At 57.0% G+C, this 22,148-nt stretch carries 19 protein-coding genes; 6 read left to right on the forward strand and 13 right to left on the reverse strand.

Annotated features, from left to right (window positions below; genetic code table 11):
* Nucleotides 1-34: 34 nt before the first annotated feature.
* The 4 genes from ypfJ (at nt 35) to ABRP98_RS06685 (ending at nt 4,384) form a co-directional block, all read left to right on the forward strand.
* Nucleotides 35-916: a KPN_02809 family neutral zinc metallopeptidase gene (gene ypfJ, locus ABRP98_RS06670; protein ID WP_349858212.1), complete on the forward strand. Its 882-nt coding sequence runs from the start codon at nt 35-37 to the stop codon at nt 914-916.
* A 105-nt stretch (nt 917-1,021) separates the two neighbouring features.
* Nucleotides 1,022-2,134: an LLM class flavin-dependent oxidoreductase gene (locus tag ABRP98_RS06675; RefSeq protein WP_349858213.1), complete on the forward strand. Its 1,113-nt coding sequence runs from the start codon at nt 1,022-1,024 to the stop codon at nt 2,132-2,134.
* Nucleotides 2,135-2,137: 3 nt separating this feature from the next.
* Nucleotides 2,138-2,806, forward strand: a complete 669-nt coding sequence (locus ABRP98_RS06680) for an FMN reductase (protein WP_349858216.1) — start codon at nt 2,138-2,140, stop codon at nt 2,804-2,806.
* A gap of 168 nt (nt 2,807-2,974) precedes the next feature.
* On the forward strand, nt 2,975-4,384 hold the full coding sequence (locus ABRP98_RS06685) for an L-serine ammonia-lyase (protein WP_284784204.1): 1,410 nt from the start codon (nt 2,975-2,977) through the stop codon (nt 4,382-4,384).
* A 66-nt stretch (nt 4,385-4,450) separates the two neighbouring features.
* On the opposite strand, the gene hisS is transcribed toward ABRP98_RS06685, so the two are convergent.
* From hisS to tpx, 3 genes are all read right to left on the reverse strand, one after another.
* Nucleotides 4,451-5,734, reverse strand: coding sequence for a histidine--tRNA ligase (gene hisS / locus ABRP98_RS06690; RefSeq protein ID WP_349858218.1), 1,284 nt, complete (start codon nt 5,732-5,734; stop codon nt 4,451-4,453).
* 5 nt (nt 5,735-5,739) lie between these two features.
* Nucleotides 5,740-6,375, reverse strand: coding sequence for an MBL fold metallo-hydrolase (locus ABRP98_RS06695; RefSeq protein WP_349858220.1), 636 nt, complete (start codon nt 6,373-6,375; stop codon nt 5,740-5,742).
* Nucleotides 6,376-6,542: 167 nt separating this feature from the next.
* A complete protein-coding gene (gene tpx / locus ABRP98_RS06700; RefSeq protein WP_284769716.1) occupies nt 6,543-7,040 on the reverse strand; it encodes a thiol peroxidase in 498 nt (165 codons plus the stop codon).
* A gap of 156 nt (nt 7,041-7,196) precedes the next feature.
* Here tpx and ABRP98_RS06705 point away from each other — a divergent pair, with 156 nt between their 5' ends.
* Together ABRP98_RS06705 and ABRP98_RS06710 are read left to right on the forward strand one after the other, a co-directional pair.
* Complete coding sequence (locus ABRP98_RS06705) at nt 7,197-8,081, forward strand: peptidylprolyl isomerase (protein WP_284769715.1); 885 nt, start codon at nt 7,197-7,199, stop codon at nt 8,079-8,081.
* A gap of 320 nt (nt 8,082-8,401) precedes the next feature.
* Nucleotides 8,402-8,749: a hypothetical protein gene (locus ABRP98_RS06710; RefSeq protein WP_349858223.1), complete on the forward strand. Its 348-nt coding sequence runs from the start codon at nt 8,402-8,404 to the stop codon at nt 8,747-8,749.
* 102 nt (nt 8,750-8,851) lie between these two features.
* On the opposite strand, the gene ABRP98_RS06715 is transcribed toward ABRP98_RS06710, so the two are convergent.
* From ABRP98_RS06715 to ruvA, 10 genes are all read right to left on the reverse strand, one after another.
* Entirely contained in the window at nt 8,852-9,424 is a 573-nt protein-coding gene (locus ABRP98_RS06715) for a DUF421 domain-containing protein (RefSeq protein WP_410755690.1), read from the reverse strand.
* Between the two features lie 109 nt (nt 9,425-9,533).
* Nucleotides 9,534-11,573 (reverse strand): bifunctional metallophosphatase/5'-nucleotidase, encoded by a 2,040-nt coding sequence (locus ABRP98_RS06720; RefSeq protein ID WP_349858225.1) that lies wholly within the window; start codon nt 11,571-11,573, stop codon nt 9,534-9,536.
* A 193-nt stretch (nt 11,574-11,766) separates the two neighbouring features.
* Entirely contained in the window at nt 11,767-14,061 is a 2,295-nt protein-coding gene (locus tag ABRP98_RS06725) for a RelA/SpoT family protein (protein WP_284769712.1), read from the reverse strand.
* Between the two features lie 85 nt (nt 14,062-14,146).
* Nucleotides 14,147-14,692, reverse strand: a complete 546-nt coding sequence (locus ABRP98_RS06730; protein WP_284782245.1) for an adenine phosphoribosyltransferase — start codon at nt 14,690-14,692, stop codon at nt 14,147-14,149.
* 51 nt (nt 14,693-14,743) lie between these two features.
* Nucleotides 14,744-16,519, reverse strand: coding sequence for an ABC transporter substrate-binding protein (locus tag ABRP98_RS06735; protein WP_284784223.1), 1,776 nt, complete (start codon nt 16,517-16,519; stop codon nt 14,744-14,746).
* Nucleotides 16,520-16,591: 72 nt separating this feature from the next.
* Complete coding sequence (gene secF, locus ABRP98_RS06740; RefSeq protein WP_284784224.1) at nt 16,592-17,764, reverse strand: protein translocase subunit SecF; 1,173 nt, start codon at nt 17,762-17,764, stop codon at nt 16,592-16,594.
* A 2-nt stretch (nt 17,765-17,766) separates the two neighbouring features.
* Entirely contained in the window at nt 17,767-19,650 is a 1,884-nt protein-coding gene (secD, locus tag ABRP98_RS06745; RefSeq protein ID WP_284769709.1) for a protein translocase subunit SecD, read from the reverse strand.
* Nucleotides 19,651-19,928: 278 nt separating this feature from the next.
* Nucleotides 19,929-20,303 carry a preprotein translocase subunit YajC gene (gene yajC / locus ABRP98_RS06750; RefSeq protein WP_284769708.1) on the reverse strand — a complete coding sequence of 125 codons (375 nt, stop codon included), beginning with the start codon at nt 20,301-20,303 and terminating at the stop codon, nt 19,929-19,931.
* An 89-nt stretch (nt 20,304-20,392) separates the two neighbouring features.
* Nucleotides 20,393-21,472 (reverse strand): Holliday junction branch migration DNA helicase RuvB, encoded by a 1,080-nt coding sequence (ruvB, locus tag ABRP98_RS06755; protein ID WP_284784229.1) that lies wholly within the window; start codon nt 21,470-21,472, stop codon nt 20,393-20,395.
* Between the two features lie 36 nt (nt 21,473-21,508).
* The gene (gene ruvA, locus ABRP98_RS06760; RefSeq protein WP_284784230.1) at nt 21,509-22,117 is read right to left on the reverse strand and encodes a Holliday junction branch migration protein RuvA; all 609 of its coding nucleotides are present in this window, start codon (nt 22,115-22,117) and stop codon (nt 21,509-21,511) included.
* Nucleotides 22,118-22,148: the final 31 nt, after the last annotated feature.

A 22,148-nucleotide genomic window follows, 5' to 3' on the forward strand; every position in this document is an offset into this window, starting at 1 on the left:
TGACGACGCTGAAAAGGTGTGGCACTATTTAGTCATGACATTTAAATCTGGTGCCGATTTTGATGGCCAGCGCGCAACCTCCGGCGGTGGCGGTGGCCTCGCAATAAGCGGCGGCGTCGGCTCCGTCGTACTGGTAGGGCTCTACCTCTTATTGGGAGGAAATCCCTCCGATATTGGCGCGCTCCTGGGCAATGAACAGTCACAATCCAGCACCCAATCTGGCACCGATGATTCTGCCTTCGATCACTGCCAAACGGCAGAGGACGGCAATAAATACGATGACTGCCGGGTGATGTTTACCGCCATGAGCGTGGATAACGTGTGGACCGCCGAGCTGCCAGAGCAAGCCGGCATTGAATACACCAACCCTGGCCGGGTGATTTTTAATGGCTCCACCAATTCCGGTTGCGGCACCGCATCTTCAGCCACCGGGCCGTTTTATTGCCCCGCCGATCAATCGGCATACTTCGACACCACGTTTTTTGATTCGCTGAGCAACTACGGTGCACACAATGCCCCGTTCGCGCAAATGTACATTGTCGCCCACGAGTTTGGCCACCACATTCAGCAGCTTGAGGGCACGCTGCAGCTTTCTGACTATAACGACCCCGGCGCGGATTCCAATGCGGTAAAGATCGAGCTCCAGGCAGATTGCTACGCAGGTATTTGGGCTTCTCACGCGGATAAGGGCGAGGATGCTCTGCTTGAGCCGATTTCCCAACAGCAAGTTGCGGATGCGGTCACTGCGGCGCAGGCTGTGGGTGACGATAATATCCAGCGCCGTTCCACCGGGCAGGTCCAGCCCGATGCGTGGACGCACGGGTCTTCTGAGCAACGCCAGCAGGCGTTCCTTGCTGGTTATAATTCTGGCCGGATGGCTGAGTGTGACACCTTGGGGCGCGGGGTCTACCGCTAATTCCCCTTTTCCGCTTTACCCAATTGGGAACAATCTCCCCTCCTGCGTTGTTGACATGTCACGTACAATGATTATAAGCAGGAATTAAGGGTAGAAAGGGATATCATGCAATTCGGCATCTTTACGGTCGGAGACGTAACCACCGATCCAACGACGGGCGAAACCCCGTCTGAGGCGGAGCGAATCCGCAATATTACGCAAATCGCGCTCAAGGCAGAAGAAGTGGGTCTCGATGTCTTCGCCACCGGCGAGCACCACAATCCGCCCTTCGTTCCGTCTTCTCCGACGACCCACCTAGCCTACATCGCAGCGCAGACCGAGCGCTTGCAGCTTTCTACCTCCACGACGCTAATTACCACCAATGACCCGGTAAAGATCGCGGAAGATTACGCCTTTTTGCAGCACCTCTCTGGCGGCCGCGTGGACCTGATGATGGGACGCGGCAACACTGGCCCCGTCTACCCGTGGTTTGGCAAAGATATCCGCCAAGGCATCCCGTTGGCCGTGGAAAATTACCACTTGCTGCGCCGCCTGTGGCGGGAGAATAGCGTCAACTGGGAGGGCAAATTCCGCACCCCATTGCAGGCGTTTACCTCTACCCCGGCTCCCCTTGATGGCGTCCCGCCGTTTGTATGGCACGGCTCCATTCGCTCGACGCAGATTGCAGAACAAGCCGCCTATTACGGCGACGGATTCTTCCACAATAATATTTTCTGGAATCAAGAACACACGGCCAAGATGGTCAGCATGTATCGGCGCCGCTTTGCCTCTTATGGCCACGGCCAGGCCGACCAAGCCATCGTGGGGCTCGGCGGCCAGGTATTCATTGGTGATACTGAAGAGGAAGCAAAGAAGTTTTTCCGCCCGTACTTCGATAACGCACCCGTGTACGGGCACGGTCCGAGCCTAGAAGAATTTACTGACTACACTCCGCTGACTGTGGGCACTGCGGAACAGGTTATTGAGCGCACCCTGAAATTTGCGGACTATGTAGGCGATTACCAACGCCAGCTTTTCCTCGTTGATCACGCGGGGCTGCCGCAAGAAGTGGTGCTCAAGCAGATAGAAATTCTTGGCACGCAAGTCGTCCCGGAACTCCGTCGGCGCTTTGAGCAGCGACGACCAGACCATGTACCCTCAGATCCACCGACGCATGCCACGCTCAAGCAGCACCCAGATTCCCCACACTTTCGCGTAAGCCCTGGAAAGGAGGACTAAACAATGCGATCTTTGGTTGTCCTCACGGCCGGGCTCTCGGAGCCTTCGTCTACCCGGCAATTAGCTGAGACTATTGCAGAAGCCACCGAAGCGAAGATTTCCGCACGCGGTGAAGGCGTGACCACCCACATCATTGAGGTGCGCACCCTTGCTTCTGAGTTGGCCACGGCCATGACCAATTGGGCGGCCCCGACGCCCCAATTAGATGAAGCAAAAGAGATGCTTTCTACGGCCGATGGCTTTATTGCCGTCACGCCTGCCTTCCAAGGCAGCTACTCCGGGCTGTTCAAGATGTTTTTTGATGTCTTGGATGCGCACGCCTTGGAGGAGCTGCCCACTATCGTGGCCGCTACGGGCGGTTCACCGCGCCACGCGCTCATCTTGGACTATGCGCTGCGCCCCCTATTGAATTACCTGCACGCCCACGTCGTTCCAACCGGAATTTTCCAGGCAACAGAAGATCTGGGCACCGCCGAGGGCGCGCGCATTCGCAGCCGCATCGAGCGCGCCGCCACGCAGCTTGCGGATCAGATGATCCGGCCCACGGATCGGGTTGCCGGGCTTGCCGATGCCCCCAAACCTGGTCCCCATTCCCGCCCTACTGGAATCGGAGCGGACGAGGAATTCCTGCCGTTTGAACAGATTTTGTCCCAATACGACGGAAAGCACTAGCGCCGCAATACCTATCGCATATTCTAAAATTGATACATGTCACATATTTCTCTACGCTTGAATTTTAGAATGTTCGACTCGGATCCCCGCGCCTGAGAAAATCTCTTTTTCATGCTCTTGGACTGTTAACTCTCTTGCAACGAAGAAAGGTTTCTTAAGGCTTTCACCATGACTATTAGCGTTACTGACATTTTCGCCATCGGCATCGGTCCATCCTCTTCGCACACGGTTGGACCGATGCGCGCCGCGAAGCAATTTCTAGAATCCCTCGATACCCACCCCGCCCGCGTATCTGCGGAACTGCGCGGTTCGCTGTCCGCCACCGGACGCGGCCACGCCTCTGACCGCGCCGTCATCCTAGGACTCGCCGGCTGGGAGCCGCTGACCGTTCCTATCGATGCCGAGCCGCAAGCCGGCGGCACAATCCCCAGCGAAGGCACCATTTCTGGCCCTTCTGGCAGCGTCGACTACGAAATCACCTTTGACAACGAGCCACTGCCCCAGCACCCCAATGGCATGATCTTCCAGGCCTGGGATGCAGATGGCAATATCCTTGCTGAAGATGAACAGTACTTCTCCGTCGGCGGCGGCTTCATCCTCTCCCGCAAAGAGCTCGATGCAGAGGTCGCCGATAGCCACGAAGTGCCCGCCGGCGTTGCCGCAGCAACCGTAGAAGACACCGTGCCATATGAGTTCACCACCGGCGAAGAACTGCTCAACCTCTGCGAGGCCAACGACAAAGATATTTGGGAAATTGTCCTCGCCAATGAGGAAGTACTTCACAAGGACGAAGGCGGCGCGGATTTTGTCCTGCGCCATTTGGACCTCGTATGGGACATCATGCGCGAATGCGTGACCGATGGTATTTCCACCAAGGGCATCTTGCCCGGTGGCCTCCGGGTACCGCGGCGCGCCCCCAAGATGTATGCGCAGCTGCTCGAGCAGAAAAATGACCCACACTCTGGCTTTTCCGCCATGGAATGGGTCAATCTCTTCGCCTTAGCGGTCAACGAGCAAAACGCCGCGGGCGGCCGCGTTATTACCGCGCCCACCAACGGCGCCTGCGGCATCATTCCCGCAGTCTTGCACTATGCGCGCGACTTCCATGGTGGCTTCTGCCGCGAATCCGCACGCCGTTACCTGCTCACCGCAGGCGCAATCGGCATGATCATCAAACAGAACGCCTCCATTTCCGGCGCCGAAGTGGGATGCCAGGGCGAAGTCGGCTCCGCCTCATCCATGTCCGCTGCGGGAATGGCAGCGCTCCTCGGCGCGACCCCAGCCCAGGTAGAAAATGCGGCAGAGATCGCCCTTGAGCACAACCTCGGCCTTACCTGTGACCCGGTCGGCGGCTTAGTGCAAATCCCCTGTATTGAGCGCAATGCCATCGGCGCAGTGAAATCCATTAACGCCGCCCGCATGGCTATGATGGGCGAAGGCACCCACCACGTCACCCTGGATAACGCCGTGCAAACCATGGCAGATACGGGCCGCGATATGCTCTCCAAGTACAAGGAGACCTCCCTCGGCGGCTTGGCTAAGACGATGGGCTTTAGCGTTTCCCAGGTGGAGTGCTAATCAGTTAAAAACACACAAAAGGGGGGCACCGAATTTACTCGGTGCCCCCCTTTTTTACTCCTGCGTTTAGCTTTCTAGATCCCGTCCTAAAATGGCAACCAGCTGCGATAGCTCAACATCGCGTTGCTCGTGGGCCGCCAAGTCCTTCACCGCAACGGTACCGTTTTCTAGTTCTTGATCTCCCAGGACCAGAGCAAAGCGCGCGCCCGCGCGGTCAGCGCCCTTCATCGCGCCCTTGAGGCCGCGATCACCAAAGGACATATCCGCCGCGATTCTCGCCTTGCGCAGGTCATTGATGATGCCAGTCATGCGGCGCTTGGCCGCTGTACCCAAGGCAATGCCATAGACATCCACGCGGGAATCACTGCCTTCTAAGGTGATTCCCTCCGCTTCTAGGGCGAGGATGGCGCGGTCAACGCCGAGGCCATAGCCGATGCCCGAGAGATCTTGCCCGCCAAGCTGCGCCATCAGGCCGTCGTAGCGGCCGCCGCCGCCAATACCGGATTGCGCACCCAGGCCATCGTGGACGAATTCAAAGCAAGTCTTGGTGTAGTAGTCCAAGCCGCGCACCATACGGGGGTTGATTTCGTATGCCACGCCCATATCCTCCAGCATGCCGGTTACGGTCTCAAAGTGCTCGCGGCACTCGGCATCGAGGTAATCGAGCATCAAGGGGGCATCGGCAAGCTGCTCCTGCATATCCGGGCGCTTATCGTCCAAAACGCGCAAAGGATTGATCTCCGCGCGGCGGCGGGTCTCCTCATCAAGGTCCAGCTTGAACAGGAATTCCTGCAGCTTTTCGCGGTAGGCGGGCCGACAATTCCGGTCACCCAAGCTGGTCAATTCCAAGCGGAAGCCGCTAAGCCCTAAGGCCCTGTAGGAACGATCCGCCAGGGCGATGACCTCAGCATCAAGTGCTGGATCGTCAACGCCAATGGCTTCCACGCCAACCTGCTGAAGCTGGCGGTAGCGCCCCGCCTGCGGGCGCTCATAGCGGAAGAACGGCCCACTGTAGTTCAGCTTTACCGGCAGCTGACCGCGATCCAAATTATGTTGGATGACCGAGCGCATAACGCCCGCAGTTCCCTCCGGGCGCAAGGTCACAGAGCGATCGCCGCGATCTGCAAAGGTGTACATCTCTTTGGAGACCACGTCGGTAGATTCGCCCACGCCGCGGGCAAAAAGCGCGGTATCTTCAAAAATGGGCAATTCAATGTGCTGAAAGCCGGAAAGATGCGCCTGTTCCACCATGGTCTGGCGGACCTTATAAAAAGTCGCAGACTCTGGTGGGTAATAATCTGGCACACCCTTCGGTGCGGACAGTGCCTGGAACCGCTTCTCTTCACTCATGGTCACTAGAGTACCCCATGGGATTTTCGCAGGAATGGGTTGGTCGCCCTCTCCTGACGCATGGTCGAGGTTGGGCCGTGGCCGGGAAGAATGTCCAGCTCATCGTCTAAATCCCACACCGGGCCCGCCAATGAATCAAGCATGGCCTGTGGATTAGAATCCGGAAGATCGACGCGCCCCATTCCCCCGGCAAAAAGTACATCACCGGTAAGGGCAAAAGTATCCGAAATGATCAATACGCACCCCGGCGAATGCCCAGGGGCGTGTTGGAGGGTAAATGTATTCCCGATTAGCTCCAGTTCTTCCCCACCGTGGAGTTCGCGGAGATCGGCAATGGGTACCATGCTCGAGGCTTGGAATAGCTCCTGCACCTGGGCAGAGACGCCCTCCCCAGAATCCAACATGAACCTATCTGCGGGATGAATATAAACGGGGATATCGAGCTTTTGTGCCAAGTCCCCAGCCTCGCGGGTGTGGTCAATGTGCCCGTGCGTGAGCACGATGGCTTCATAGTCATAGTCGTAAGATAGAACCTGTGACATGGAATCCATGCCCGGATCCACGATGAAAGCGCGCTTTCCCTCCGCCACGATATAGGTATTTGTGCGAAATGTGCCTGCAGTAAATCCTTGAACGTCCATGGCTCAAGTCTAACGAGAACCGACCCTTGAGCACCCCGCACGCATCAGCCTTCTTGATCCAAGGCCGCGCAAGCATGCAAAAAGCACCCAGCCTTCGTGCCCTCAACCACGGTGGGTTATGGGGAAAGGCTGGGTGCTGGATTTAAAGATCCTGCCAGCTTAAAGCTTTATTGCAGGGCTGCAAGAGCCTTGTCGTAGTCCGGCTCAGTGGTTACCTCCGGCACCAACTCGTTGTAAATGACCTTGTGGTCAGCGTCGGTGACTACAACGGAGCGTGCCAATAGGCCCTTGAGTGGGGAGCCTTGCAAGGTCACGCCGAACTTCTCGCCAAAATCGGAGCGGAAATCGGAAGCGGTGTCCACATTTTCAATGCCCTCTGCGGCGCAGAAACGATCCAGCGCGAAGGGAAGGTCGCGGGAGACAGACAAGACAACGGTGTTGTCTAGGCCCGCGGCCTTCTCGTTAAAGGTGCGCAGCTGCTGCTGGCACACGCCGGTATCGATGGAAGGGAAAATCGAGATAACGAGGCGCTTGCCCTCGAAATCCTTATTGGTGACCTCAGAAAGGTCGGTGCCAACGAGGGTGAACTCTGGGATGGACTCCCCTACTGCGGGAAGTTCACCAGCGGTTTGGGTAGGTTCGTCAGAAAATTTAACTTCAGCCATGGCCCCGAGCGTACTGATACTTTTGCTTCCCCGCTATAGCTCACCGCTTTTTGCTGATGCCAATCCCCGAGCCAAGTCAGCCCCACGTCCGCAAAGCCGCTAAAATCGTCCTAGTTGAGATACGTCACCGATAATCGCTAGAAAGGTTGTCCCACGGTGCCAGATAATAAAAAGCGCGGAGAAGACGCGATGCACAAGCTCGACCGCGAGCTAAAGTCCCGTGACCGCAAACAAAAGACTCGTCCTTTTGGTGTCGCCGTAGCCTCGCTCGTCGTCATCCTCGGCATTGCCGGAGGAATTTACTTCCTCTCCACCCGCGATGGCTCTGAGGGCGAAATCCAGGCGGAAGATACCTCGGAAGCACAGACCACGCAGGAAGCCCCCAAGGCAGAGCCCTTGAGCGGCAAGCGCGCGGAAGCCCTGCCGGCAACCGTCCAGTGCGAGTACAAGGACAATGGGCAGGATGGCCACGGTGCCAAGAAGCCCGACGGCAAGGATATTTCCACCGAGGGCACTGTCACCGTGTCCTTCGATACCACCCAGGGCCCGATCGAGATGAACCTAGACCGTGCCACCGCGCCTTGTACCACCCACGCCATTTCGGAACTGGCTGACTCCGGCTTCTACGATGACACCGTCTGCCACCGCATGACCTCTGGTGGCTTGAATGTGCTCCAGTGCGGCGATCCCACCGGTTCCGGTACCGGCGGCCCAGGCTTCAGCTTTGCGAATGAGTACCCCACCGATGAAACTGATGACGAGGACTTGCAGAACCCAGTTGTCTACCCCCGCGGTTCCGTCGCTATGGCCAATAGCGGCCCGGACACCAACGGCTCCCAGTTCTTCCTTAACTACGATGACTCGGAGTTGCCTCCTAACTACACCTACTTTGGCACCATCACCGAAGATGGCCTCAAGACCCTAGACAAGATTGCCGAGGCCGGCGTAGACACCGGCGAGCAGGGCGGTCTCCCAGGCGGCCAAGAAGACGGCAAGCCTGCAGAAGAGGTAAAGATCAAAAAGGCTACGGTAAAGGCCTAGTCTGCGGCACCGGCGCTTGCCGACGCCTCCCCCATTCCCCCTACATTTGCCTCACCCCAGCGCAATGCACGAACTAAATCGTGGCGTGGCGCTGGGGCATTTTCATATCCGATGCTTTGCCTTGACCAACCTCCTACCTGCACGTAACTCCAGAAAGCACATCCTTCCCATTCACACCATCTGCATTAATCACCCCCTCAAAACACCCCCATTCCTTATTGATAATGTTTTTTATTAAAATCAGCTTGGGGTAATTCGGACAGCTACGAAGCCGTCTAATATCTAAACATTTGAACACCACAAGCTTGATAGGAAACACAATGAAGCTTATCTCCCGCGAGGCCTTCCTCGCCGGCGCAACCGCCCTATCCGTTACTCTCGCTGGCACCACCGTGGCCACTGCCGCAGAGAATGCGGATACCGCCGCTCAGGTCTCATCTGCCACCTCCACCGGCACTCCTAGCCAGAAGATTGATTCGGATGCAAACAAGCAAAACGACGCCAAGAAAACGCAAGACTTGTCTTCCAAGGACGCGAATCCTGAGTCCGTCAAGGCCTGGATCGAAGTTATTACTGCTGCTGTCAGTGCACTGGGTACTCTCTTCGCTTTCGCCAATAAGTACATCAACATCGATGACCTTCTAAAGAACTTCAAACTTCCTTTCTAAACGCTAACGCGCCTTGAAAGTGCTTAACCGCCGTGCTCTTATTGAACTGCACGGCGGTTCTACGAAAGGTAGTTCTGAAGTTCTCCCCCCTCTATCAAATCTTTAAGACTCTTTGGCCTGTTTGATATACCCAGAGCCAACGAGGTCATTAAAGATATCTGGGTCTATGTCCTGACCATTCTTGATGACAGATATGTGCCCGGTGGGCTCTAAAACCATAATCTGAACGTCTTCCATGCGGGCTAAACCAGCCTTTCGCACAGCGGAATACACGTCAGAGCGAGTGATGTGAGACACGGTGAGATTATCGTCAATCATCTCGCCCTGAAAGACGATGAGAACAGGGCGGCGATCCAAAAATCGCGTCCACTTCACCACCTTGCGGATGGTGCCGAATGCAGCTTCCAGGGCCATCAGCGTGGTCAGCCCGATAACACCCGCCGCTAATGTGGGTGGAACACCAATGATCACTCGCCCGGCAACGGCACCGAACATAATGATGATGATCGCGTCAGAGGCCGTCATAGAGGTCAACACGCGAGAACCAAAAAGCTTTACCAAGACCATAAAGGCAAGATAGATGCCTAATGTAGACAACATGACAACAGGAACTCGATGTAGCTCGATTCCTAGTTGAAAAGTAGCCTCGCGTAAAAACCGTTCAAAGATATCCACGGCTTTTGAGGTTACTAGGATGCAAGACACAGCACAGAAAAATAAGCGCTTTTCCCCCTTTAAGCGAGGAAAAGCGCTTTTCGCGTATCCGCAGGAATTGGATCCCTAATTAGATGTGAAAAGTCTTGCGCAGGTCATCAAAGATGGCCCGCAGTGGTGCCGGCAGCACCTGGGGATTTAAACCAATAAAGGCGATTCCTGCCGCTAGTGCCGCCACGATGGCAAGGGCTGCGCCGCCAAAGGAAGAGCCTTGCGGTATCTTCGGGGCACCATTGGCGTCACCCAATTCCACGGGCAGGATTGCTTGCGTGCCAGCATCGGTGGTGATTTCTAGGTTCTGAGAGCCAGTTAGGCCTTCTGGAACGGTAAGCGTCACTTGCGCACGTCCGCGCTCGCCAAATTGGTCATCGCCTTCCTGCTTGGAGTTGTCGATATCGGCAGATACTTCCTCATCCCCCAACTTCACCGTGACGGTCTTAGCCATTGGCTCGCCCTCACTGGTGTAATTCAAGCTGGACAGTTCGACGGTGATTTCTTTGCCCGGGACAATAGCGCCATCGATGTGGGCGCCAATTTGGCCCTGTCCCTTGCGGACCTCGGACTCACCGGACGCAATGTAGTCGATCATGGCTTGGGCGTCCATGTATCCCACATCGTTCTTGTCCTTGATGGAGCCTGCTTCAAAGTAACCATCGCCGCCCTTTTCGCTGTCGCTGGAAGCAAGGAAGGAAGAAAGCGCGATGGAATAGTCCTTATTCGGATCGAGGGGCTCGCCATTAACAGTCACCGCCTTGACGCGCTGGCCGTGAGATGCTTTTTGGTCATAGACCACCTGGACATTATTGGACAGCCCCATGGCTAGACGCGGCCTACTACCCTCCTGCCACTGGTTTTCTAGTGCGGTGATGAAGTCCTTGCCGGAGACCTTCGCGGTAATAACAGAGTTACCAAACGGCTGGACCTCAAAGATGTCCTTGTACGTTACATCGCCACCCTGCAAATCGGCGCGCACTCCACCGGCATTCATTACGCCAAGGTCGATGTCCTCACCCACCTGCTTGCTCATGGCATAACGCTGCCCTTCCGCGATGAAGTTATTCAGGGTGGACTCGACACCGCGGTTGGAGCCTGGCTTTTGCCCCTCATCGGAACCGCGGAACAAGTCGGTTTCGACTGTGCCAGCGCTCTTCGAGCCTTCTACCTCGGCTTCATCCTTTGCCTTCTTAACGATGCCCGCAATCTCAGCATCCGGCTCTACCTGCGCCGCAGCAGTCGCGTCGTACTGCTTGAGCTCAATGCTTTTTACCTTGCCCGCGGCCTTGTCGTAGGTAATATCGGCATCGTTAAGCAGCTTGCCATACTCGTAGCCTTGCGCCCACTGCAGTGGCAGCGCGCCGTCGCGTTCAACCGTTCCCTGGGTGGTCTGGTGGGTATCGCCGCCAAAGAGGATATCGACGTCCTTATTAAAGCCCTTTGCGTATTCTTCCGCATCCTCGTGGAAAAGGGAAACCACGACATCTGCCTCGCCGCTTTCCTTCAAGCGAGTGGCTTCTTTGTTCGTTGCCTCGACAGGATCGGTAAAGGTAACGCCCGGAATCTTTGCCGCGGATACCTTGAACTTGGTGTTTTGGGTGACGGTGCCGACGTAGCCGACCTTCACGCCATCGATTTCTTCCACATGAGAGGCATCCAAAAGCGGCTTGCCGTCTTTTAATACATTGGCGCCGAGGATGGGATAGTCAGAAGCGGGCTGGATACGATCCGTTAGGTCCTCGGTGCCCTTGTCGAATTCGTGGTTGCCCACCGCGGTGACCTTCATACCCATGGCATTGAGGGCCTCTAAGGTGTACTTGTCATCCGAGATGGCCGAGACGAATGCAGAACCGCCCACGTTATCGCCCGAAGAGGTGAGGTTGAACTCCTGGCCTTCGTTGACCTGCTTGATAAGCGATTGCAGGCGAGCCACGCCAATCTCATCGCCCGCCTTAGCAGGGTCGCTCAGACCATCTTCCAGGTGACCGTGCAAGTCAGTGATATTGGTAACCGAGATGGTGGTCATGTTCTCCTGCGCTAGGGCCTGCGTGCCGAAGAGAGCGACGGCGGTGACGGTGGTGGCGGCCACCAACTGGCCGATGCGGCGGAACTGCATAATTACTCCTGTGTCGTAGAAAGTATTCAGATAATTTATATCGCTTTCTTAACCAACTCGCAGAAAGCACACCACCCGTGAACTGGTCTTTTACCTCTCCTCCGCCCAGAATTCACACAATCGTCACCTGCCCGTAGCCCGCGCGTTGCTCTACCAAGCAACCGCGCAGGGAGGTAGCCAGGCAGTCAAACGGTTACGCGGTCACGCGGTAGACGTCAAAGACGCCCTCGGTATTGCGCAGCGTCGTCATCAACGAACCCAGCTGTTTGGTATCCGAGACTGAAAAGGTGAATCGCATCGTGGCAATTTGGTCCTCGCCGCGGTTCGAATTCATGGTCAACACATTAATGTTCTGGTCACTGAGTACCCGCGTTAGCTCAGACAGCAAGCCCTGACGGTCCAATGCCTCAAGCTGCAGCGTGGCAGAAAAGGCGCCGGTAGAAGAGGTACCAGAGGACCATTCGACCTTCAACATGCGTTCCGGTTCGGATTTGAGCTTTTCCGCGTTGGCGCAGTCCGCACGGTGCACGGATACTCCCCCACCGCGGGTGACGAAACCGAAAATAGCGTCCCCGGGCACCGGCTGGCAGCACTTCGCAAGCTTGGCCATGACATCGGGGCTTCCCTCCACCAAGATGCCCGTGCCGGAGGCGGAGTCCTTAGTATGCTGCGCGCGAGAATGCTCGAGCTCCGACAGCGGGGTTCGAGAAGCCAGCGCATCCACGGCATCATCGCGATCGCCGAACATGGCGACCAATTGGTTGGCCACGTGTTGTGCGGAAACATGTCCTGCGCCGATGGCAGTATACAGGGCATCGACATCAGAATAGTGCAGCTGTTCTGCCACCTGCTTCATGGAGCTGGCGGTAAACAGGCGGTGCATCGGCAAGCCGCCGCGCTGCACCTCAGTGGCCAAGGCATCGCGCCCGGCTTCAAGGTGCTCCTCCCGCCTTTCCTTGGCAAACCACTGGCGGACCTTTGCCTTGGCACGCGGGGAGACCAAGAATTCCTGCCAATCGCGCGACGGGCCGGCGTTAGGATCCTTGGAGGTAAAGATTTCTACCTTGTCGCCAGATTTCAGCGGCGATTCTAGCGCCACCAATTTGCCGTTGACCTTGGCACCAATGCAGCGGTGCCCGACCTCCGTATGCACGGCATAGGCAAAATCCACCGGAGTGGAACCCGCCGGCAGATCCACCACATCGCCCTTCGGGGTAAAGGCGAAGATCTGGCGCGCCGTCAGGTCATAGCGCAGGGAATCGAGAAACTCATTGGGGTCAGCCGCTTCTTTCTGCCAGTCCAGCAGCTGGCGCATCCAAGCCATCTGGTCCACCTCTTCTTGGTGCCCAGAATTCTTTCCCTTCGTTTCCTTATAGCGCCAGTGCGCGGCGACGCCGAATTCGGCGTTGTAGTGCATCTCGTGCGTGCGAACCTGCACTTCCAGGGTCGCTCCGCCGTCCGCGAGCACCGTCGTATGCAAAGACTGGTAGACGCCGAAGCGCGGGGAGGAAATATAATCCTTAAAACGCCCCGGCAGAGCCTGGTAGATGGAGTGCACGACGCCAATGGCGGCGTAACAGCTATTGCTGTCATCCACCAGCACGCGAATGCCCACCAAGTCGAAGATCTCCGCGAACTCGCGGCCGCGGACGACCATCTTTTGATAGATAGACCAGTAATGCTTCGGCCGGCCCATTACTTCGGCCTCGATGCCATTTTCCTTTAAGGCGGCACTCACTTGGTTGATGATTTCCTTCAGGGCGCGGTCGCGCGAGGGCGCGCGCTCTGCCACCATGCGCACGATTTCGTCGTACTTTTTGGGATAGAGGATGGCAAAAGACAAATCCTCTAGTTCCCATTTCACGCTCGCCATGCCCAACCGGTGGGCCAAGGGGGCAATGACTTCTAGCGTTTGGCGCGCCTTTTTGGCCTGCTTTTCTGGAGGCAAAAAGCGCATGGTGCGCATATTGTGCAGCCGGTCGCTGACCTTGATGACAAGGACGCGCGGATCGTTGGCCATGGCGACGATCATCTTGCGGATCGTCTCAGCCTCGGCCGCAGCACCCAAGGCCACCTTGTCCAGCTTGGTCACGCCATCAACGAGCCGGGCAACTTCGGGCCCGAAGTCTCGGGTCAGATCCTCCAGCGTGTAATCGGTATCCTCCACCGTATCGTGCAGGAGCGCTGCAACAATGGTGGTGGTATCCATACCGATTTCCGCGGCAATCGTAGCTACGGCCAGAGGGTGGGTAATATACGGCTCACCCGACTTGCGGAATACTCCCTCATGCAACCTTTCCGCGGTGTTATAGGCAGCGTTGAGTAGTTCCGCATCCGCCTTGGGATGGAATTTCCGGTGGATAGACATGAGGGGATCGAGCACGGGGTTAATCTTGACCCGCCCGCCGGTCAGTGACCGGGCAAGCCGAGCAGACATGCTCCGCATCCCGTTATTAGCCTGGCGTTTTGCTGACTTATCCGTGGCCATCTCTACCGCCCTTCACAATGCCGCAGCCTTTATTGCTGGCTGCAGCGCCTTTCCAGATCGTGTGATCTAGCTTAGACACACCATCTTAGTCAGCGTCATCCAGCACAATGAGCGGCGGGCCCGATAAGCGTTCACGACCATTAAGACCCTTAACTTCTAGCACCACTACATTGCCCGCGACCTCGGCACCTGCAGACTCCAGCAACAGTTTGGCTCCGTGGAGGGTGCCACCGGTGGCTAGGACGTCATCGACAAGCACCACGCGCTTGCCCTTCACATCAACGCCGCTGGCGGGGATCTCCAACGCGGCCGAACCATATTCCAGTTCGTATTCCTCGGTATATACCGGCGGCGGAAGCTTGCCCTTCTTACGAATGGCCAAAATGCCCAAACCCAGTTTGTACGCCACGGCAGAGCCAAGCAGGAACCCGCGGGCATCCAAGCCGCCAATGAGATCCGCACCCAGCTCCTCGCACGCGGCCGCGAGTCCATCAACAACGGCCTGAAATGCCTCAGGATCGGCTAATACCGGTGTGAGGTCTTCAAAAAGAATCCCTTCTTCTGGAAAGTCCTGCACAAGGCGCACGTTATCGCGCAATGCTTGTGCTGCTGATTCGTAGTGAGAGGTCATCATCTTCCTTGAGAACTAAATAGCGAGAATTAATTTAGGAGCGAACAAGGCCTAGGCCTTTTCCACAGGTTCTTGTGTCGACACGTGCCAACGGTCCATATTCCAGCCGATGCCCGAGATGCCAGTGTACGGCAGGACACCCTCCACGTCGCGATGAACGATGAACACGCGCGGCTGCGCAGCGACCGGAATGGAGGGAACACTCTCCCACAGCTGCTCTTCCTGCTCCTTGAGCTGAACGGAGTTTTTGATGCTGGAATCAGCGGCGGAGTACTCGGTCAGCGGATCGACTGGGCCCAAGAAGGCATCGATGGTTGGCTGCCCCGTTTCCGGATCAGGGTTGAGATAAAACTGCGATAGGTTCTCCTCCGCAGCATCCTCGATGGTAATCCCCGCCGGTTCGCAGGAGGCGCGCAGCGCATCGACCATCGCCTGATAGCGCTTATCCGGGCCAACGTAGCCCACCTTGATGGTGGATCCATTCAACTGGCCGGCCGCAGCCATGTCCGTTCCCTCGTGGTCCTTCGCCACCGAGCCTAGCGTTTGGGCTACCGGATCTTGGACAGAGACGGTACGCACATAAGCCGGTGGAACATCGACACCAGATATTTCGGAGCTCTTTTGTGCTAACGCCGCTTGGTCGACGCAGGCAGCAAATGCCTTCCTAGCAGAAGGCGCTGCAAAAATCCCAGCCTGCGACAGCGTCAACGTATCGGTTTGCAGGCCCACCTTGGTGGTTGTTTCAAACTCGGTATTGTCAGCGCCCGCGGAGTCCTCCCCATCGGAGCCGTGTTCTTTATTCGAGTCAGATCCATTTGTGGATTCTGGGGCGTCGTTACCTTCCTCGGATTCTGCGTCCTTGCCCGCGTTCCCTGAGAGCCAGTCGGGCGCCGCGATGGCGGAGTCTGCCACCTTGAGAACGCCCTTATCCGCAAGTTCCTGTGCGTTCGCCGTACTTGGCCAAATAACGAGGCGATCCAAGGCAGGTTTGTCGCCGCGATACTGCTCATTGGCTTTTAAGAAAACCTCGCCGGAATCGCCCACCTTATCCGCGGTAAATGGGCCGTAGGACACCTGTAGCTCTGGGTCAAAGTCATCCTTGGCTGTAGAAAACCCATAGCGCCACAATTCCGCTACTGGCTGCAACGTCGCCATGTCTTCTGCGTGCAAGGCCGCGTTGAGTTCCTCTACGGTCAAATCCGTCTTCTGCGCAAGCGCGTGCGCAGGCATGACGGTGCCAGGGCCAAACATTTGGCGCCACCGATGTCCCTGGTCTTTCTGAAAAGTCAGTGTAAAGGCCTTGCTCTGCGGTGCGCACTCGATATCCGCGATGTCATTCATCAGCGGCATATGCGAGGCAAATTCAACCGGGTGCGTGCCAGCCGTATAGGCAAGCAGGTAATCATCGCAGGTGACGGGGGCACCATCGGAGAATGTGGCGTCATCGGCAAGCGTCACACGCACGCTTTCCTGATCACTATCAGCTGCCGGCGGAAGCTCTTCGGTCTCTACCAAATCCGCATTGGGAATAAGCTGCCCGGAGGGCCCCGGGACAAAAAGGCCGGGATAAAGCCGCGTCGAAAGTTGGGCCGCTGAGGTGGTGCTGCCGAAGGCGGTGCCGGCATTCGTCGTGGTCAGCTGAGAGTTAACCATATATCCGGCGTAGTTGTAGGACTCCGGATCGCTGGGCGTAGCCTGGTCACCGCTCTCGGATTCCTCACTGCTGCACGAGGCCGCTACCAGCGCAAGGGCGGAAAGCCCCGCTGCAACCGCCGTGATTTTGGGACGGCGCCCCCACCACCGTGTGGTGCCTAATCTGCGTTCCACGGTACGCACAACCCCTTTTCTCCTAAAAAGACCAAGCTTTAGTCTGCCTGATTATGCCGTGTTCAAGGGCACTTAGCGGCCCGGGCGCCACGTAGCACCGGTATGGCCGGAGGCACTGCTGCCGTGATCAGTTTGTTCTTCTGCCACTTCCTTGTGCGTCTTGGCCCCGACATCGGAAGGCGTAACCACCTTGCGCTTTGCAGAACCCGCATCCGCTGGTTCACCTTCCTCAGATTTACCTGCGCGGTAATCTAGCACACGCTGCGTGTGCTGCTTGACGCGCTTAGTCCAGTTAGCAAACGTCACCACCAACGGAGTGGCCAAGAAAATCGAGGAGAAAATACCCTCGATAACGCCAATGAGCTGGATCAGCGCCAAATCGCGCAGCGTACCGATGCCCATAAGCCATACGGCAATGACGAACAGCGCGATAATAGGCAGCGCGGAAATGATAGAGGTGGAAATGGAACGCATGACCGTCTGGTTAATCGCCAAGTTGGCGAGTTCCCCATAGGTCTTAGATCGTTGGCCTTCCAGCCCGGCCGTATTCTCATTGACCTTGTCAAAGACGATGACGGAGTCATAGATGGAGAAGGTCAGGACGGTGAGCAAACCGATGATGACGGCGGGAGAAACTTCAAACCCGAAGAGGGCGTAGATACCGGCGATGACGATGCCATCAATAATTAGCGCCAAAATGGCGGCAAAAGCCATAATCTTTTGCAGGCGTACCGCCACATAGATTGTCGCTGCAACGAGGAATACGATCATGGCGAGGATCATGCGCTGCGTAATCGAGGAGCCCCACGATTCGGACACGGTGGAAGAACCGATGGCGTCCGGGGTGGCCTCCCCGTTTTCATCCTTGGGTTGGAATTCCTCGTAGATGGCAGACCGAGCGCTGTCTACCTCTTCTTGGCTCAAGCGCTCAGAGGTGATTTCGAGCGTCTCAGAATCACCGGCACCAACGATGCGCACTTGCTCCGGTTCAACGCCAGTGGAGTCCTCGAAGACGGTAGCTACCTCGTCTTCTTTCAAGTCCCCAGCAGGCATGGACAAGGTGGTGCCACCCTCAAAGTCGAGGGAAAGCGTAAATCCACGAATCAAGATAGCGACGATGGCACCGACGAGGAGCGCGGCGGTAATCCCGTACCACCGTTTGGTATGGCCAATGAAGTCATAGCCACGCTCGTCTTCATAGAGGCGATCTAAACGCGAAATCTTATTTTTAGTCGATACGGCCATGATTATTTCTCCTCATCTTCCGCAGCTGCTGAGGGCGAAGAACTCTCAGACGAATCGGCGCCAACGGATGCCGAATTTTCAGTGGAGCGCTCCTGCGGCGTAGTAGCGGCAGAACGGGAATCTCCGTAGTAGCCGCGCTCGCGCCGCTCTTCAATTAGCGCATAAATTCCACCCAAACCATTCATCGATGGCTTGGCTGCCGCAGGGCGGCGGCCAATAATCTGCATCAACGGTGCCATGACCAAGAAGGACACGACGAGGTCGAAGACCGTGGTCAGGCCCAAAGTAAACGCGAAGCCCTTCACTTCACCGATGGCGAGGAAGTAGACAATGACAGAACCGATGAGTGTCACCGCATTACCGGTCACGATGGTGCTGCGCGAGCGCTCCCAGGCCTTCTGCGTTGCTGACCTAAAGGTTCTACCTTCTAAGAGTTCATCCTTGATGCGCTCGTAGTAGACCACGAACGAGTCCGCTGTCGCACCGACACCGATGACCAAACCGGCGATACCGGAAAGGTCGAGCGAGTAACCAATCCAGCGCCCCAGCAGCACAATAGCGCCGTAGGTCAGCAGGGCAGAGCCGAGCAAGAAGATAACGGACACACCACTGAGCGCGCGGAAGTAGTACAGCGAGTAAAGGATGACCAAAATCAAGCCTGCCAAGCCAGCCCAAAGACCAGCTTCTAGCGCTGCCTTACCCAGTGTCGGAGGAATGGACTCCACCGTGCCACCGGGCTCGCCGTTTTCGCCGGCAAAGGACAGCGGCAATGCGCCGTAACGCAGGTTATTGGCTAGGTTATTGGCCTCTTCTTGACTGAAGTCGCCGTTAATGGAGGTAGCGGAACCGTACGGGGTAGCTCCCTGGATAACCGGCGCCGAAATCACGGCCGAGTCAAGGGTGATGGCAATCTGATCGTTCAGGTGCTCCCGCGTGAGGTCCGCCCAGGTCTGGGAACCGTTCGGGCCATTACCGGTCTTGAAGGAGAAGCTGATCTCCATCTGGCCGGACTGCGGGTTGAGGCCACCGTTGATCGGGGAATTGGTATCAATCTCATTACCCGTCAAGCGGGTACCGTCTTCATCCTCGATGCCGCTGAGCAACGGGGCCGGCTCCAAGACATAAGGAGTGCCGCTGTCGTAATCACAGGTAACAAAAGGCTTGGACGGATCGTCTGCGCCAGCCAGCGGGTCAGCGGCTCCCTGGCACGTCAAAAGGGAAGAGGCCGCTGCCTGCGTAGTCGGATCCTCCGATTGACGGTCCTTCAACAACATCTCGGTGATTTCATCGCGACGCTCGGTCTGCTCAATTGAGTTGGACGGCTCATCCAAAGGCTTAGCGGAAACCTTCGGGGCCTTGACGTCCTTCGCTTCCTTGCCCTCAGCCTGCGCTTCTTGCTGGGCCACGGCGTTGGTGACGTCTTCCAACTTCTTGTTAGCTTCGTCCTTATCTAGGACGCCGTATTTGACCCAGCGGTTGGCCATATCCTCCAGCTCTTTGTCGAGCTTGTCCAAATCCGGCGCCGAGGGTTGCGCCACCGGGCGGAAGTACAACTGAGAGGTCTGCCCCACTGCTTGGGCCTGCGAGGCGTCCTCGCCCGGTACTGTGATGACGAGGGTATTGCCGTTGATGACGACCTCGGAACCAGAAACGCCCATACCGTTCACGCGCTGTTCCAAAATATTGCGCGCCTGCCGTAGCTGGTCCTGGGTGGGGTCTTCACCTTGTGGTGCCAAGGTAACGCGCGTGCCGCCCTGCAGGTCAATGCCTAGCTTTGGGGTGGCTTGGCGGTTTCCGGTGAAAAAGACCAGCGCATAGATAACGACCACGATAAGCCCAAAAAGCGCGAGGGCGCGTTTAGGCCATTGGCGGTTGCTATTTTTCATAGCGCCTCGAGATGATGCGGACAACGATATTCTCCTGTGCACTGCAAACCAGGGTGATTAAACATTAAATACGGCCCGCCCAATTCGGCACGGGCACGTTAACAACGCACAATCGTACGTCATGGAACAACATTTTCCTTAACGGGGTCCGCGATTCAGCGAAAATGTGTCAGGTTCTACGTTTCCCTTAAGCCAATTGCAGGTTCAGAGAACACTAGCCGTGTGCACAGGGTGCGCCCGCGTCTGCCTTCGTTGAGAGCACGGGCGATAACGAGGAATTAGCGGTTAGAGGGCTGCTCGCCTTCCCCACCATTGAATCCGTCATCATTATTGTTCTCACCGTTGTCGCGCTGTGGCTCTCCAGCATTGTCTGCACCACCGCGGGCGAGGTTCTGAGCTTCGCTTTCGGTGCGAACCACCGCCATCTTGTCAAAGGTAAGGGTAACCCCCGGGGAAACCTCGAGGTCCACACTGGTATCGGTGGTTCCGCGCACCACGCCGTGGACACCGCCAGCGGTCACGATGCGATCTCCATTCTGCAGGGAGTTCTGCAGCGATTGCATGTCGTTTTGGCGCTGGCGTTGCTTACGCATCGCCATAAAGGAAGGAATGATGAACAAAATGACAATGATTATGAGAAAGATGATTTCCATAACTTTCCAGTATGCCAGACTGTTTGGTTCACAAAAACCATGGGCTAGTTCCGCCTCACTGACACCATCAGCGAGGTGTTCATGCTCCCTTAAAACAGCCCAATTGCCCCATCCGGAGGCGTCAGGCCCAGGTGCTGCCAGGCGGCTGCGGTGGCTACTCTGCCCCGCCCGGTGCGCGAAATCATGCCCGCGCGAACCAAGTACGGCTCGCACACCTCCTCCACAGTGGAGGGTTCCTCACCAACGGCGATGGCCAAGGTATTAACACCCACCGGCCCACCACCATGACCATTGATCAGGGCATTAAGAACGGCGCGGTCTAGCCGGTCCAACCCCATTTCATCAACATCGAATACCTCCAACGCCCCCTGCGCGGCGGAAAGATCGATGCGCCCGGTGCCATTGACCTCCGCATAGTCGCGCACGCGGCGCAGTAGGCGGTTGGCGATGCGCGGAGTGCCGCGCGAACGCGAGCCGATTTCAACGGCGGCATCATCGTCGATGGCGACGTCCAAGATATGTGCCGCACGCTTTATCACATGGGTGAGATCCTCGGTGCTGTAGTACTCCATTTGGGCGGTAAAGCCGAAGCGATCCCGCAGCGGACCAGTGAGCATTCCCGCTCGCGTTGTGGCTCCGACCAACGTAAACGGCGGGATCTCCAAGGGGATCGAGGTAGCTCCCGGCCCCTTGCCCACAATCACATCGATGCGGAAATCCTCCATGGCCATATAGAGCATTTCTTCGGCGGGGCGGGCTATGCGGTGGATCTCATCGATGAAGAGCACGTCGCCTTCCATGAGGTTCGAAAGCATGGCCGCGAGATCTCCCGCCCGCTCCAGCGCTGGACCCGAAGTCATGCGCAGCGACGTCCCAAGTTCCTGCGAAATGATCATGGCCATCGTGGTCTTACCCAGGCCGGGCGGACCCGATAGCAGGACGTGGTCTGGGGTGACCCCGCGGTTCTTCGCGCCAGTCAGCACGAGGGACAGCTGTTCCCTCACCTTTGGCTGCCCAATAAATTCCGTCAGGGATTTCGGGCGCAGGGAGCGCTCGATATCGTGTTCTTCGGCGTGAGCGGTGGCTTCCACATCACTATTGTGCTGTGAATCGTGCGCCTCATTCATTCCCTCCGGGAGGTTGAACTCGGTACGCTCAATATCGGACATGCTGTAGCCTTCGTGTCTTCTTGACGTCGTGTTCTTTTAACCCTGCTTACCCAACTGGGCTAGGGCCGCGCGCAGCAAGGTCGACGTATCCGCCGCGGGGGCTTCGGCATATGCCGCCTCCACCACGGGACGAGCCGCCTTCTCAGTAAATCCTAGGCCCAAGAGGGCTTCAGTAACGCTATCGACAACTGGGCCACCGCCGCTTGTTGCCGCCGGCGCCGCATCAGCCGTTGGAGTTCCAGCAAAGCGCTTTACCTTATCTTTAAGCTCCAAGGTAAGGCGTTGGGCCATCCGCTTGCCGACGCCCGGAATAGACTGCAGCGCCTTAACATCCTCCCCGCCAATGGCTGCAGCCAGCTCTTCTGCTCCCATGACGGATAATGCAGCCAAGGCGAGTTTAGGGCCCAAGCCGGACACGGATTGCAGCACCTGGAACATTTCGCGATCGTCATCGCTGGTAAAACCGTACAGGGTCAATGCATCTTCCTTGACCACCAAGGTAGTGAGCACAAAGGCAGTTTCCCCACGGCGCAGGGTTCCCAACGTCTTTGCGGTGGCCAAAAACTTATAGCCCACCCCTCCGCAATCAATAACGCCGTGATCTAAACCAATGTGGAGGACTTCTCCCCGCAATGCCGCAATCATTTTCTACCGTGCCTTCCTACCTGTGTGCGCG

Origin of the sequence: Corynebacterium sp. KPL2838, from assembly GCF_040225455.1 — a bacterium.
In the GTDB taxonomy this organism is placed as follows: Bacteria; Actinomycetota; Actinomycetes; order Mycobacteriales; family Mycobacteriaceae; genus Corynebacterium; species Corynebacterium rhinophilum.